The following is a 13,492-nucleotide window of genomic DNA, read 5'->3' on the forward strand; positions in this document are numbered from 1 at the left end:
GCCATCTGGTGTTGTGCGGAATATGAATCAGGCGTGAGTGATCGGGTGGATGCAAGCCACGGCCCGCCGAGAGCCAAGTTTGCCGAGTTGCGGATCCTTTGTTTGGCAATCTGCCTGTGCCGCCGGGCAACGGGTCGAGAACCGGCACCCTTTTGGCAGATCAAGTGGGCTTGGTATCTCGCCGGGCAGCGGTCGGGATAGCGGTTCGAAAAACTGTGGTGCAGCGGCGCGCAGGGCCGCCGAATAGGGATGTGCAGGTGCCTTGAGCACGGCATCAGTCGGCCCGTTTTCGACGATGCGACCCAGATACATGATGGCGATTTCTTCACAGAGATAGCTCGCAACGCCAAGGTCATGCGTAATGAAGGCCAGCGTCAATCCCATGTCACGCTGCAACGATTGCAACAGCGTCAAGAGCTGTGCCTGCGTTGAGACGTCAAGGCCCGAGACCGCCTCATCCGCGACCAGAACCGAGGGTTCCGAGGCCAGCGCGCGGGCAATTGCCACGCGGCGCACCTGGCCACCAGACAGGCCCGATGGAAAACGCCCGGCGGCGTCCGCGGGAAGGCCGACCCGATCCAGCAAATGGGCGATGCGCGCAGTTTCACCCTCGGGCGGGACAATGTTGAAATGGCGCAGTGGCTCTGCGATGATCGCCCCGATCGTCATGCGCGGGTCCAGCGATCCGCGTGCGTCTTGATAGACCATTGCCACGTCACGGGCAAAGTCGGTGCCTCGGGCACGGGCCTCACCGATTGGTTTGCCGCGATAGAGCGCGCGACCACCGCTCGGCTTGTCGAGGCCGAGCAGCACACGCAGCAGAGTGGATTTTCCTGAACCACTTTCCCCTACGATCGCCAGAGACGTGCCCTTGCGAATACTGAGCCGAACACCATCCAGGGCCCGAAGGCCCACCGTCTCGCGACTGAACAGAGGGCGTCCGGGTTTGGGAACCTCGAAAACCTGTTCGACCTCGATCAACTCGAAGATCGGTTGGACCGGCGCGTTCGGCGCTTGGGGGGGCTTGGTCATTCGGGATTCCAACAAGCAATGTGGTGATCAAGCGGACCGGCCGCATTCGCGCGCAATGGCACGAGGGGCGGAGCCTCACCCGCACACCGGGTCAGCGCGCGTGGGCAGCGCGTGGCAAATCGGCATCCGCGCGGCATCTGGGCATGTGACGGCACTGTGCCCTCGGGGGCGGTCAGGGTCTTTGTACCAATCTCGAGCACGCAGGATTTGAGCTGCTGGGTGTATGGGTGGCGATGATGCTCCAGCACATCATGTGCCGGACCGCTTTCGACAACCTGTCCCGCATAAAGCACTGCGATCCGATCACAGGACTGACTGGCAAGCGCGAGATCATGCAGGACGAAAATGCAGCTCGCACCGCGCGCGCGGGTCAAGGTCAGGATCAGGCGGACGATCTGGGCCTGGATCGTGACATCAAGCGCCGAGGTCGGCTCGTCCGCGAGCAGGAGATCAGGGCTGCCCGCCAAGGAAATGGCGACCATCACGCGCTGCTGCATTCCACCCGAAAGCTGGTGGGGAAAGGCTGACATACGCCCTTCTGGGTCATTTATTCCAACAGAGGTGAATAGCTCGACCGCCCTTTCGCGGGCTTCTTCCCTGGACAATCCCTGTGTACGCCGCAGGGTCGTGCTGAGTTGACGGCCAACGGTATAAGACGGGTTCAGGGCGGCGCCTGCGTCTTGAAAGATCATGGAGAGACGCTGACCCCGAAGCTTGACCATCTGACGTTCCGTCAGTGCAAGAAGATCACCTTCGCCGGCAAGCTCTATTGCGCCGGCGACCTTGGCATTGCCGAGCAACCGCATGATTGCCACGGCGATCGTCGACTTTCCCGCGCCGCTTTCGCCCACCAGAGCCAGTGTTTCGCCTTGCCCGAGCGACAAGTTCACCCGATCGAGGATCTTGGCCGCGCCGCGATGAACCGTCAGATCCCGAAGGGTAAGGACGGGGCGCTGCGCCGTGTCTGCCGTGCGATCTGTCATGAGTCTTTCCGAAGTTTGGGGTCGAACTCCTCACGGATGCCATCACCGACGATGGTGAGCGCGATCAGAAGAAGCGCCAGCGCAAAGCCGGGCATGGCGGACATCCAGGGGGCGAAGCTGACAAAGTCGCGCCCTTCGGCAATCATCAGCCCCCAGTCAGGCGTCGGGGGGGTCACCCCGATGCCGAGAAACGAGAGCGAAGACGAGACAAGGATCGCCTCGGAAATGCGGATTGTCACCTGTACGGCCAGCGGGAAAATGACGTTCGGCAACACGTGGCGCCAAACCACGCGCAGGTAGGGGATGGACATGAGTTGCGCCGCCTCGATGAAAAGCTGGACGCGAACCTGCAGGACGTCGCTGCGCACGGTCCGTGCAAAGGGGCCGATCATCGACAGCCCGACGGCGATCACCACCTTGTCGACGCCTTGCCCGAGAATTGCGATGAATGCCACGGCGAGGATAAGCGAAGGAAGCGCGAGGATCGCATCGATAAGGCGCATCAAGGCCCATTCCGATGCCCCACCGGACAACCCCGCGGCAAGCCCTATCACAAGACCGCCCGCCGCCCCGATCAAGACGGCGAAGATGCCAATGATCAATGCGAACCGCGCGCCATAGATGACCCGCGAAAGAATGTCCTGCCCGTAGCTGTCTGTCCCGAACAGATGCGCGGCCGTTGGCGGTTGCATCATGACGTTGAAATCCTGCGTCACGGGATCAAACGGGGCGACCTGCGGCGCAAAGAGCGCTGCCACCAGGTAGGCCACGGTGACGATCACGGCGATCGTGAAGAACGGACGACGCACAAAGACCGACCGGCGGGATCTCTTTGCCGTGTCGAGCGGTACAGGCGGGGACAGCGTTGCAGGGGCCTCGGGGGTGTGCATGCTCATTTGCGGGCCCTCAGCCGTGGATCGAGGAAGGGATAAGACAGATCGACAAGCAGGTTCACCCCGATAAACAGCGCGGCTGTCATCATGACACCGGCCTGTACCACAAGGTATTCGCGCCCCAGGACTGCCGAGGTCAGCATCTGACCGATGCCGGGCAGGTTGAAGACGGTTTCGGTGAACACTGTGCCCTGAAGGAGAACGCCCAGTTGCAGGCCAAGGATGGTGACCAGCGGCATCGCGATATTGCGCACGCCATGGACCCAGACGACGCGCCAGCTCGGCTCACCACGGGCGCGAGCGGCCGTGATGTAGGGTTGCTCCATGACCTCGATCAGTGTCGCACGGGTCAGACGCGTGATCATGGCGATGAAATAGGTGGAGAGAGTCAATCCGGGCAAGATCATGTGATAGATGCCCAACCAGAAATTCTCCCAGGGAGAGACATAGCCCATGACAGGGAAAAGCTGGAGTTTCACCGCGAAGAACCAGATCAGCAGGATCCCCAGCAGGAAGGAAGGAAAGGCGGTGCCCGTCAGGGCAAGCACCGCAGAACCGGCGTCAAAAATTGTGTCCTTCTTGATTGCGGACAGCACGCCAAGTGGCACGCCGATCAAGATCGCGAAGGCAAGGGAAAAGGAGGCGAGCGTCAAGGTGACGGGCAGCGCCTCCTTAAAGGCATAGGTAAAGATTTCCGCGCGTGCGACATAGGATGTCCCCCAATCGCCTTGTATGAACCGCCCGGCCCAATCCGCGTATTGCACGAGAAAGGGCTGGTCGAGTCCGAGTTCGGTTTTGAGCGAGTCGTAGCTCTCCTGCGAATATTCCGACCCGAGCATGATTTGAATCGGATCGCCGGGCGCCAGCTTCAGAAGTCCGAAGCTGGCCACCGAGACGAAAAACAAGACAACGAGCGTCTGCGCGATCTTTCCCAGTGCCTGCAAGAGCATTAGCCGAGGCTCACGCTGTGCAGGTTTACCAGGTCCGCGGGGATGTATTTGAAGCCCTTAACCTTGTTCGAAAACACCTTGTAGATCGGCATATGCGCCATGACCGCAATGCCGGCCTCATCCATCAGCAGGTCTTCAGCCTTGTAGTAAAGCGCGCGCCGGGCCGCCGGATCGAGTTCGACCTGCGCCTGAGCACAAAGATCGTCGAAATCGGTGTTGACCCAGCCACCGAAATTCCATGCGCCGTCTGACTTGAACTCGGGGTACAAGGTCTCGTCCGGGTCGAGGTCGGCCACCCACTCGAAATCATAGAGATCAAAGTCGGACCCGTTGCGGCGCTTGACCCATGTTGCGGGCTCGACCAGCTCCAGCTTTGCCTTGATGCCGATTTCGGCCAACATGGGCGCGACCGTCTGGGCGATACGGGTGCCGACGGGGCCGCGCTCGGCCATCATGTAGACGGCTTCGATTTCACCTTGGTTTGCGGCTTTCGCGCGGAACGCCTTGGCCTTGTCGAGATCATACCATTGGCCGCGCCCGCTGGTCGCGATGTCGGGATCGAAGAAATCGGTCATGGGGGGCGAAATGGGGGTGTACGCCTGTTGTGCACGTCCGAAATAGGCCTGTTTCACGATCGTATCGCGATCAAGCGCCCAAGCCACGGCACGCCGCAGATTGATGTCGTCAAAGGGGCTGCGTTTGCAGTTCATGCCGACAAAGGTGTAGTTGCCTTCGATTTCGCCATAGAGCGTTGCGTTCGGGAAAGCTTCGATCTGATTGACCAGCTGCATCGGGCAGTCCGTCATGCCGTCGATCTGCCCCGACATCAGCGCCGCAAGCGCGGTCGAGGCTTCGTTCATGAGAACGAAAGTTGCGCGTTCGAGTTTCGGCAGACCCGGTTCGAAATAGTCGGGGTTGGCCTCAAGCTCGATGGAGTCGTTCTCCTTCCAGGAAACGAACTTGAAAGGCCCGGTTCCCACGGGGTTGCGGCCATAGTCGGTGCCGTATTTCTGCACGGCGGCGGGGCTGACGATCGTGCCTGCGCGCCCTGTTGAGCCGTTCAACGCGACCGGCAGGAAGGCATAGGGCTGTGAGAAAACCAGTTTGACCGTAAGCGGATCGACGACTTCGATGCGCTCCAGAAGCGCCAGTTTCCAGGCGTGAGGTGACTTGGGCTGACCTTCCTTGACGCGCAGCAACGAAAACTTGACTGCTTCTGCGTCGCAGGGCGTGCCGTCGTGGAATTTCACGCCATCGCGCAGCTTGAAGACATGGGTCTTGTCATCCTCAAGATCCCAGCTTTCGGCCAGATCGGGTTCGAAGGTGACGTTCTCACCATCATAGGCAATCTTCAGAAGGCCATTGTGGATGTTGTTGATGATCTGGATCGAGGAGAGGAATCCGGTGAAGTGAGGATCCAGCGTGTCGATCACCTTGATCGAAGCGATCTTGATGTGTCCGCTTTGCTGGGCGCGGGCAAGAGAGGGCATGCTTCCGGTTGCGGCTGTTACGATCCCGGCACCGAGGCCCTTCAGGACAGCTCTACGCCCGAAGCGCGCTGACAGGCGTTCGGCGAGGACTTTCTTGTGGTCGAGTTTGGTCATTTCTGGTCTTCCCTGTTGGCATCATCTCCTCCCAATTTTCAGTTCGATCCGAGTTTCTACGCGGTGGGTTCCCTCCCAACTCGCGCGCCCCGACCGGTTTCGAGGCATTTTTCATCGAATCCTCCACTTCATTCGATGAGTTTGTAAATTCAGGTTGCAGTGAGATGTATACAATTGAAAGCTAAAAGTGCACCAAGCGGGAAGACTGGATGAACAATGGCTATTCGTGCGGCAGATAGTATTTTTGAAACCTTGATCGATGCGATCATGGCCGGCCAGATGGTGCCGGGTGAGCCATTGGTAGAGCAGACGCTCGCTGAGCAGTTCGGGGTGTCGCGCACCCCGGTAAGAGAAGCGTTGCACCGGCTGGAGCAGGCACGCCTTGCCGAGCGAGGGGCGCGTCGCGCCTTTGTGGTACGGCGCATGGCACCTGAAGATCTGGCAGAACTGTTTGAAGCGACAGGCGAGATCGAGAGCACGCTTGCAGCGCTTGCCGCGAAAAGGATGAGTGAGATCGAGCGGCGCAAACTGGAGACGGTTTTGGATGAGGGCGATGCCTGCGACGATCCTGCCACTTACAGTGAAATCAATAGCCGCTTTCACGAAATCATCAAATCAGGCGCTCGAAATTCGATCCTGGCCGCCACGTTGGACGAGTTGAACCTGCGCACACTTGCTTGGCGCGCCGCGAATTTTCGTGAAGACAGTCGACGCCTGGAATCCTCGCGCGTTGAGCATCGTGGCATCACTCAGGCGATCCTGTCGCAGGACGCCGATACAACCCGGCGGAAAATGTGCAGCCACGTCGCCTCATCCTTCATTGTTTTGTCCGACATCCTCGCCCGGCGTGCGCCGGAACAACGCGCCCCCAAATTCTAAAAGTTACAGGAGTATCCCATGCCCGACCTGACCCTGACGTTTGAGCTATTGTTGTTCCTTGTCGTCATTGGCGGTGGGGCAGGAGTGCTCGCGGGTTTGTTGGGTGTGGGGGGCGGTATCGTTCTGGTGCCGGCCTTCTTCTTTACCTTCCATATTCTGGGATACGACGGCCCGCAGGTGATGCAGGTCTGTCTGGCGACCTCGCTTGCCACGATCATCGTGACGTCCTTGCGGTCGGTGATCAGCCACAACCGCAAAGGTGCGGTCGACTGGGAGATTCTCAAAGGCTGGGGTCCAGGTATTGTTCTGGGCTCGATCGCAGGCGTGCTGATGGTTTCGTCGCTGCGTTCTGTCACTCTGCAAATGATCTTTGGCGTACTGGCATTAATCGTTGGGGCCTACATGGCATTGGGCAGGAGCAGCTGGCGCATTGCTGAAGCGATGCCGAGCGGAAGCAGGAAGTATTTCTACTCGCCCATGGTGGGCTTTTTGTCGGCCCTTATGGGCATTGGTGGAGGCAGTTTCGGCGTGCCGTTGATGAACCTTCACAATGTACCCATCCACCGAGCGGTCGCGACTGCGGCCGGGTTTGGCATTTTGATTGCCGGGCCTTCGGCTGTCGGCTTTTTGTTCCTGAACATCGAGCCAGGTTCGCGCCCGCCCCTGACCGTGGGTGCAGTGAACATTCCGTCATTTCTGGTGGTGATCGCCATGACGCTGCTGACGACGCCCCTGGGCGTGAAATTGGCCCATGCGATGAACCCCGCGCCGCTTAAGCGGGCGTTTGGAGCATTCTTGATCCTCGTGGCCCTGAACATGCTCCGCAAGGCGATTGTCGGCTGAACTTTGGGGCCAGATCGCCTTCGCGAGCATTCCGCACCATGTCCGTGAGCCGGTCGGTTACGCGGCCGCACTGCGGCCACGGTCCCCTCCACGTTCCAAGACGTGCCAGCGATCGGAAACCTCCGAGACAAACGGCGTTGGCCATGCCAGAACTGCAACAAATCTGCGTCAGAGCCAAGATTGCGTGCGGATTGACGGCCCAAAGAACGGGAAGCAGTCCACTCCGCGATTTTTCAACGCGGCCCAAACAGGTAGCAACACGTTCTTGCATCAAATCCGGTGATTTTATGCCCTTTGGCGAAGGCCGAAGTCACTGCCTTTCGCACGCGGAGCCGCTCGGAAACTGCCCTGGCGGGGTCCGATGCCAGCAGGTTGTCCAGATCCCTGGGGATCTCCACCCGCAAGCCATCTTCTGTCGGGTTCGGCTGGCGGGTCTGACTGCCTTGCGCCAGAGAGACGACGCGGGGTGCCGTGAGGTCCCAGTCGACCAGCAGGCGGTCCGAGGGCACACCGGCGTTGATTCCCGGCATTTCACCATAATAGTCCTCGTAGTAGGTCTCGGCAGATCCGCCCAGGCGCGCAATGTTCAGCCCTGCGTTTATTCGGCGCAGCGGGTCAAACGTCCAGCGGACAAGGGTGATGCCGCGCTTCAGGCACCAGTCGCGCTGAAACCATTTCAACCTCTCCCCCAATCCCAAGCCACGGCTGTCAGGATGCACGGCAAGCCGGTGAGAGTGCTGGACGTGCGGCTGACTGGTGGGAAATCCGAACAGGAATCCAAGCATCCGCCCATCCTCGAAAGCCCCGGCGACGAGGCCGCCTTCATGCTGGATCGCAAGCATCAGGTCGGAATTATCGGACGGGTCGTCCTCGCCCCATACCAGCTTCTGGAATTGCTCCGCGTGCTTCAGTTCGGCCACGCCATCCAGTTCGCGTAGGACCACGCCCGTGTCCAACCTGGTCATGCGGTAACCTCCTCGGCGTGAACCGTGACCGAGGCGAGGTAGTCCCGGTCAAGGGTCACTCCGATGCCCGGACCATTGGCGGGAACCGGCATTTCGCCGTTCAACGCTTCGAGCGGTTCGTTGGTGATATCCCGCGCGAAATATCGGCTGGCACTCGAGGTGTCACCGGGCTTGGTGAAATTGGCGAGCGTCGCAAGGTGGATGTTGTGCGCCCGGCCGATGCCGCTCTCCAGCATCCCGCCACACCAGACCGGAACATCAAACGCGGCGCAGGTATCATGGATGGCGCGCGCTTCGGAAAAACCACCAACCCGGCCGACCTTGATGTTGATGACCCGCGCGGCATCGCTTTCCAGTGCCTTGCGCGCGTCGCGGGCGCTGCGAATGCTTTCGTCGAGACAGATCGCGGTCTTCAGAGACCTCTGTATCTTGGCATGATCGTGGATGTCGTCATAGCCCAGCGGCTGTTCGATATAATCCAGCGCAAAGGCGTCCAGCGACTGGAGCACCGGCAGGTCCGCCATCCCGTAATCGGTGTTGGCGTCGACGGTCAGCTTGATGTCGGGAAATTCCGCCCGCACCGCTTCGACAATCCGGACGTCATGCCCCTGCGCGATCTTCAGCTTGGTGCGCTTGTATCCCTGCTCGACTGCGGCGCCGACCCGCTCCAACGTGGTTTCCACCGGAGCGATCCCCAGGCTCACACCCACATCGACATGATCGCCCGTGCCGCCCAGCGCCGCTTTCAGCGGGATATTCAGACTTTTGGCCCAGAGATCCCAGAACGCCATCTCCACCACCGCCTTGGCCATGCGGTTGCCCCGCCAAGGTGACAGGATCGGCTGCAGATCATAGGGCGAGTCGAACCGCTTTCCGACAATCTGCGGCAACAGGACGTCGCGCAGGAAGGCCATCGCGCCGGGAATGGTCTCCTCGAGGTAATCCGGCGCCGGGTCCATCACCGCTTCGGCCACGCCTTCGATGCCCTCGCCCTTCAGCACAAGCAGCGGAAAGACCCTGGCGGTCATGGTGCCGGTCGAAATCACGAAAGGCGTCAGCAGTGGCAGGCTGACAATGCGCAACTCGGCGCTTTCGATGCGGACCCCAGGCCGAAGGCGGGTGGGGATCGTGGAGTCTTTGATGGTCATATCTGAAACCTGGTTGGGGGCTGGGGTCACATTGCCTTGGCAATGAAACGGCGGAATTCGTCGGTCTTGGGGTCTGTGAACATCTCTCCGGGTGATCCCTGTTCGGCGATGCGACCTTCGTTCAGAAAGACCACCTCCGAGGACACCTCGCGCGCAAACCCCATCTCGTGGGTGACGACGATCATCGTGCGCCCCTCGGCGGCAAGGTCCTTCATCACCTTCAGCACCTCGCCCACCAGTTCAGGGTCGAGGGCCGAGGTGGGCTCGTCGAAGAGGATCGCTTCGGGTTCCATCGCCAGGGCGCGGGCGATCGCCACACGCTGCTGCTGTCCGCCGGAAAGCTGCGAGGGATACATGTGCATCCGGTCCTCCAGCCCGACACGTTGCAGGTAAGCTTCCGCCTTGTCACGGGCTTCGGCCCTTGTTTCGCGTTTGACCTGAATCGGGCCTTCCATCACGTTTTCCAGGCTTGTCCGATGGGTCCACAGGTTGAACTGCTGAAACACCATGCCCAGCCGTGCCCGGATGGTTTCCATGTGCCGGGCATTCTGCGGCTTGCCGTTCTTCACCATGATTTCCTCGCCATGCACCGTGACGGTGCCCGACGTCGGCGTTTCCAGGAAATTGAGGCAGCGCAGGAAGGTTGATTTGCCCGAGCCCGACGACCCCAGGATCGAGATCACGTCATGGGTCTTCGCCTGGAGTGATATCCCCTTGAGAACCTCGACGGTGCCAAAGGATTTGTGGATGTCATCGGCTTGCACGATGATGTCCCGCTGGGTCATGGCCGGGTCTCCTTCAAGGGGGGGACGGTGCCGTGGGACTTGTCCCGGGCGGTGATATGGCGGCTGAGACGGCGTTCCGCCTGCCGCCAGAGCAGGACGAAGATCGCCGTGATGCACAGATAGATCAGCGCGGCCCAGAGATAGACCGAGAAGTCGAAAGTCCTGGAAAAGATCTGGCGGCTGCGCCCCATCAGATCGAAGACGGTGACCACGCTGGCCAGCGCGCTGGCCTTCATCAGCAGGATCACCTCGTTGCCCAGTGCCGGCCAGGACATGCGGTAGGCATGCGGAAACACCACCCGGCGCAGCACCTTCTGCCGGCTCATCCCGATCGCTCTGGCGGCTTCGATCTCGCCACGCGGAACGCCGATGATGCCGCCGCGCAGGATCTCGGTCTGATAGGCCGTCGAGTTGAGCGCAAAAGCCAGAAGCGCACAGTTGAACGGGTCACGGAAAAAGCTCCACAGCCCCCATTCCTGCAAAACCGGCCGAAACTGGCCCGAGCCATAGAAGATCAGGAAGAGCTGTGCCAGGATCGGCGAGCCGCGCACGAACGAGATATAGAGCCGGAGCGGGGCCTGTGCGATCGGCAACGCATGGACGCGGATCAACGCCAGCCCCGGTGACACCAGCGCCGCGATAAACGCCCCTAGCAGCGTCAGCTTGATGGTCATCAGCGTGCCATCCATCAGCCGGGGCCAGTACTGAGCGAGGATTTCGAACGGGTTCATCTCATGCCCTCCGGATGCCGCGATTGGCGCGATGTTCCAACCGGGCCAGCACCAGTTCGGACAGGACGCACATCACCCAGTAAATCAGGCAGGCCAGCAAGTAGAAGGTGAAGGGTTGCTTGGTCACGCCGACGGCGACCTTTGTCATGCGCATCAGGTCATCCAGCGCGATGACCGAGACCAGCGCCGTGTCCTTCAGCATGTTGATCCAGAGGTTGCCCAACCCGGGCAACGCGAAGCGCCATAGTTGCGGCAACTGGATGCGCAGGAAGATTTGACGATCGTTCATTCCGACCGCCCGCCCGGCTTCGACCTGGCCCAGGTCGAGCGATTGGAACGCGCCGCGCAACACCTCGCCGGCAAAGGCGCCGAACACCATGGCAAGCGCCACGACTCCCGCCGCAAAGGGGCTGAAATCGGTAGGAGAGGCATCTGGCGCCCACCACCGCAACACCGCATTCATCAGGAGGCCGACGCCGTTGTACACCACAAAGAGCGTCAGGATCTCGGGGAGGCCGCGCATTATGGTGGTGTAGCCAAACCCCAGGTATCGCAGCGGCAGAAGCCTGGACATCGACGCAAAGGCGGCGAGGAACCCCAGGCACAACCCCACGGGCAGCGTCACGATCGCCAGTTGTACCGTGATCGCCAGCCCCTGCAGGATTTCGTCCCCCCAACCGGCATCGCCATATGACAGCAGTTCAAACATGGATGATACTTTCAGGCCGGAGGGAGATTTCGATTACTTCATCGTGTAGACGTCGATGTCGAAATACTTGTCGTTGATCGCCTTGTAGGTGCCATCGGCGCGGATCTCGGCCAGGGCGGCGTTCAGCTTTTCTCGCAGGTCGTCATCCTCCTGGCGCACGGCAATGCCGACGCCATCGCCAACGAAGGCCGGATCGGTGATCGGCTCTCCCGCCAGTTCACAGCAGCTGCCATCATCGCTCTTGGTGGTCCAGTCCAGCATCGGCAGCATGTCACCGACCTGCAGGTCGAGGCGGCCCGAGGCCATGTCGAGGTTCACCTCGTCCTGGGTCGGATAGAGGCGGATATCGGCATCGGGATAGACGGCTTCGATGTAGTCGGCCTGGGTGGTGCCGGATTGCGCGCCGATGACCTTGTCGGCAAGCGTCTCGTTCGTGAATTCCGTGTAACCCGCGCCTTTCGGGGCAACATGGGTCATGGCGGCCAGATAGTAGGGGTCGGTGAAATCGACCTGCTTCTTGCGCTCGTCGGTGATGAACATCGAAGCGATGATGAAGTCATACTTGTTGGCCAGAAGCCCGGGAATGATCCCATCCCAATCCTGCGCCACCACTTCGCATTCCTCGCCGATGCGCTTGCACAGTTCCAGCCCGATCTCCACATCGAAGCCTGCGATCTCGCCGTTGGACTCGATGTAGTTGAACGGGGGGTAGGCACCTTCGGTGCCCAGCCGCAACCCCTCTGCCAAGGCTGCATTGGCTGCCATCGTAGCGGCGGCCAGGACTAAGGCAACTTTCGTTTTCAGTTTCATGGGGGTACTCCTGTTGTTCCCAATACTCGGCTATTTTTCGATGGTGGCGACGGGATCGCCGACGTGGCCCGTGAAGCGACCGTAAAGCTCTGCAACCCGGTTCAAGCGCTGTTCGACCAGTGGGCCCAGTTCCATGAACACGCCATTGATGAGCAGATTGGTCAGGCTCGCCATCTGTGCCGTGGAATCCCAGAACTGGTTGAACTGGGTCGGCACGGCAAAGACCTCGTCGGCGAGGTCGCGGCCCCAGTCGCAGAACAGGTCGGTGACCAAGGTCACCGGAATTCCGGCCTCCTTCGCCTCGCGTGCCAACAGCCTGGCAAGCCGCGAATAGCGGCGGGCTTCGAAGATCAACAGGCAGGCGTCGCGGTCCGAGGCCAGCACCTCGGCGAAATTGCCCGCAGCCAGATCAATCAGGATCACCTGATCGCGCAGATATTGCATCTGGTTGGCGAAATACTGCGCCAAACCACGTTCGGTCTGGAACCCGGCCACGTAGACGCTTTGCTTTCGGGCCAGCCGCGTGACGACATCCTGCCATTCAGGGGTCCGCGCATATTCATAGATCCGCACGACCGCCGCGATTTCCAGATCCATCCCCCGCGACAGGTGGCTTTCGTCCTCGCGCGCGGTTTCGCGCAGATCTTTCAGCCGGTCACTGACCAACCAGGGAAGGTCGCCCAGATCCCCTTTCAGATGCTCTTTGAGATCCTTGAAACTCGCGTAGCCGTTGTTGCGACAGAAACGGCCGACGGTGGCCTCGCTGACCCCGACCTTGTCGGCGATGCTGGCGGCGGTCTCGAAAGGGACCTCCGCCAATGTGCTCAACATGTAGTTCGCAATGGCCTTGTCAGCCTTGGAGCCGTTTTCGAGGGCATGGGAAAGTCTGTTACGGACAGGAGCTGGCACGTTGGAGAAACCTGCATCAGGGATTGAACTCCGGGATAATTTGCAAGTTTAATTTCATATAGTCAATTTATTTTATAAAGCTGTCATTTTGAGCTGCACCGCTCAAATAAGGTGCAACCCCGCGCGAGCAACCGGACCCGTCCGCCTTCACAGTGCGAAAGGTTGGGGTGGCACATGCCTGCCATCCAAAGAGTGTTGGTCGTTGGCCGTTCAATTCGCCTGGATACAGCCGCAACCGTCGCGCAAGCCCA

14 protein-coding genes are annotated in these 13,492 nt (G+C 60.4%); 2 read left to right on the forward strand and 12 right to left on the reverse strand.

The genetic code is table 11. The features are described 5' to 3' along the window. Positions 1–27: 27 nt before the first annotated feature. Genes ABWV23_RS07035 through ABWV23_RS07055 form a run of 5 tightly spaced genes read right to left on the reverse strand, consistent with a single transcriptional unit; the run spans position 28 to position 5,462 of the window. Positions 28–1,032 (reverse strand): oligopeptide/dipeptide ABC transporter ATP-binding protein, encoded by a 1,005-nt coding sequence (locus ABWV23_RS07035; protein WP_353346368.1) that lies wholly within the window; start codon positions 1,030–1,032, stop codon positions 28–30. Continuing rightward, complete coding sequence (locus ABWV23_RS07040; protein ID WP_353346370.1) at positions 1,029–2,015, reverse strand: ABC transporter ATP-binding protein; 987 nt, start codon at positions 2,013–2,015, stop codon at positions 1,029–1,031. The genes ABWV23_RS07035 and ABWV23_RS07040 overlap by 4 nt, the downstream gene beginning before the upstream one ends. After that, positions 2,012–2,911, reverse strand: a complete 900-nt coding sequence (locus tag ABWV23_RS07045; RefSeq protein WP_353346372.1) for an ABC transporter permease — start codon at positions 2,909–2,911, stop codon at positions 2,012–2,014. The genes ABWV23_RS07040 and ABWV23_RS07045 overlap by 4 nt, the downstream gene beginning before the upstream one ends. Then, positions 2,908–3,858: an ABC transporter permease gene (locus ABWV23_RS07050; RefSeq protein WP_353346373.1), complete on the reverse strand. Its 951-nt coding sequence runs from the start codon at positions 3,856–3,858 to the stop codon at positions 2,908–2,910. The genes ABWV23_RS07045 and ABWV23_RS07050 overlap by 4 nt, the downstream gene beginning before the upstream one ends. Then, positions 3,858–5,462 carry an ABC transporter substrate-binding protein gene (locus tag ABWV23_RS07055; protein ID WP_353346375.1) on the reverse strand — a complete coding sequence of 535 codons (1,605 nt, stop codon included), beginning with the start codon at positions 5,460–5,462 and terminating at the stop codon, positions 3,858–3,860. The genes ABWV23_RS07050 and ABWV23_RS07055 overlap by 1 nt, the downstream gene beginning before the upstream one ends. Positions 5,463–5,678: 216 nt before the next feature. On the opposite strand from ABWV23_RS07055, the gene ABWV23_RS07060 reads away from it, so the two are divergent. Further along, on the forward strand, positions 5,679–6,341 hold the full coding sequence (locus tag ABWV23_RS07060) for a GntR family transcriptional regulator (RefSeq protein ID WP_353346377.1): 663 nt from the start codon (positions 5,679–5,681) through the stop codon (positions 6,339–6,341). 18 nt (positions 6,342–6,359) lie between these two features. Continuing rightward, positions 6,360–7,184, forward strand: a complete 825-nt coding sequence (locus ABWV23_RS07065) for a sulfite exporter TauE/SafE family protein (protein WP_353346379.1) — start codon at positions 6,360–6,362, stop codon at positions 7,182–7,184. Positions 7,185–7,417: 233 nt separating this feature from the next. On the opposite strand, the gene ABWV23_RS07070 is transcribed toward ABWV23_RS07065, so the two are convergent. The 7 genes from ABWV23_RS07070 to ABWV23_RS07100 are packed head-to-tail and all read right to left on the reverse strand — an operon-like array spanning position 7,418 to position 13,241. Further along, positions 7,418–8,149, reverse strand: coding sequence for a GNAT family N-acetyltransferase (locus tag ABWV23_RS07070; protein WP_353346381.1), 732 nt, complete (start codon positions 8,147–8,149; stop codon positions 7,418–7,420). Then, entirely contained in the window at positions 8,146–9,297 is a 1,152-nt protein-coding gene (menC, locus tag ABWV23_RS07075) for an o-succinylbenzoate synthase (RefSeq protein WP_353346383.1), read from the reverse strand. Before menC ends, ABWV23_RS07070 begins: the two co-directional genes overlap by 4 nt. Before the next feature lie 26 nt (positions 9,298–9,323). Continuing rightward, entirely contained in the window at positions 9,324–10,082 is a 759-nt protein-coding gene (locus ABWV23_RS07080) for an ABC transporter ATP-binding protein (protein WP_353346385.1), read from the reverse strand. Next, a complete protein-coding gene (locus ABWV23_RS07085) occupies positions 10,079–10,813 on the reverse strand; it encodes an ABC transporter permease (RefSeq protein WP_353346387.1) in 735 nt (244 codons plus the stop codon). Before ABWV23_RS07085 ends, ABWV23_RS07080 begins: the two co-directional genes overlap by 4 nt. A gap of 1 nt (position 10,814) precedes the next feature. After that, the gene (locus tag ABWV23_RS07090; RefSeq protein WP_353346389.1) at positions 10,815–11,522 is read right to left on the reverse strand and encodes an ABC transporter permease; all 708 of its coding nucleotides are present in this window, start codon (positions 11,520–11,522) and stop codon (positions 10,815–10,817) included. Positions 11,523–11,555: 33 nt separating this feature from the next. Beyond that, the gene (locus ABWV23_RS07095; protein ID WP_353346391.1) at positions 11,556–12,332 is read right to left on the reverse strand and encodes an ABC transporter substrate-binding protein; all 777 of its coding nucleotides are present in this window, start codon (positions 12,330–12,332) and stop codon (positions 11,556–11,558) included. 30 nt (positions 12,333–12,362) lie between these two features. Further along, positions 12,363–13,241, reverse strand: coding sequence for a MurR/RpiR family transcriptional regulator (locus ABWV23_RS07100; protein WP_353346393.1), 879 nt, complete (start codon positions 13,239–13,241; stop codon positions 12,363–12,365). Positions 13,242–13,492 lie beyond the last annotated feature (251 nt).

Source organism: Aquicoccus sp. SU-CL01552 (assembly GCF_040365005.1).
Lineage (GTDB): Bacteria > Pseudomonadota > Alphaproteobacteria > Rhodobacterales > Rhodobacteraceae > Antarcticimicrobium.

Excerpts from the sequence above, each read along its gene's own strand:
- ABWV23_RS07065 (WP_353346379.1), top strand. The coding sequence starts at position 6,360 with ATGCCCGACCTGACCCTGACGTTTGAGCTATTGTTGTTCCTTGTCGTC.
- ABWV23_RS07035 (WP_353346368.1), bottom strand. The coding sequence starts at position 1,032 with ATGACCAAGCCCCCCCAAGCGCCGAACGCGCCGGTCCAACCGATCTTC.
- ABWV23_RS07050 (WP_353346373.1), bottom strand. The coding sequence starts at position 3,858 with ATGCTCTTGCAGGCACTGGGAAAGATCGCGCAGACGCTCGTTGTCTTG.
- ABWV23_RS07080 (WP_353346385.1), bottom strand. The coding sequence starts at position 10,082 with ATGACCCAGCGGGACATCATCGTGCAAGCCGATGACATCCACAAATCC.
- ABWV23_RS07060 (WP_353346377.1), top strand. The coding sequence starts at position 5,679 with ATGGCTATTCGTGCGGCAGATAGTATTTTTGAAACCTTGATCGATGCG.
- ABWV23_RS07045 (WP_353346372.1), bottom strand. The coding sequence starts at position 2,911 with ATGAGCATGCACACCCCCGAGGCCCCTGCAACGCTGTCCCCGCCTGTA.
- ABWV23_RS07055 (WP_353346375.1), bottom strand. The coding sequence starts at position 5,462 with ATGACCAAACTCGACCACAAGAAAGTCCTCGCCGAACGCCTGTCAGCG.
- ABWV23_RS07095 (WP_353346391.1), bottom strand. The coding sequence starts at position 12,332 with ATGAAACTGAAAACGAAAGTTGCCTTAGTCCTGGCCGCCGCTACGATG.
- ABWV23_RS07085 (WP_353346387.1), bottom strand. The coding sequence starts at position 10,813 with ATGAACCCGTTCGAAATCCTCGCTCAGTACTGGCCCCGGCTGATGGAT.
- ABWV23_RS07040 (WP_353346370.1), bottom strand. The coding sequence starts at position 2,015 with ATGACAGATCGCACGGCAGACACGGCGCAGCGCCCCGTCCTTACCCTT.
- ABWV23_RS07070 (WP_353346381.1), bottom strand. The coding sequence starts at position 8,149 with ATGACCAGGTTGGACACGGGCGTGGTCCTACGCGAACTGGATGGCGTG.
- menC (WP_353346383.1), bottom strand. The coding sequence starts at position 9,297 with ATGACCATCAAAGACTCCACGATCCCCACCCGCCTTCGGCCTGGGGTC.
- ABWV23_RS07090 (WP_353346389.1), bottom strand. The coding sequence starts at position 11,522 with ATGTTTGAACTGCTGTCATATGGCGATGCCGGTTGGGGGGACGAAATC.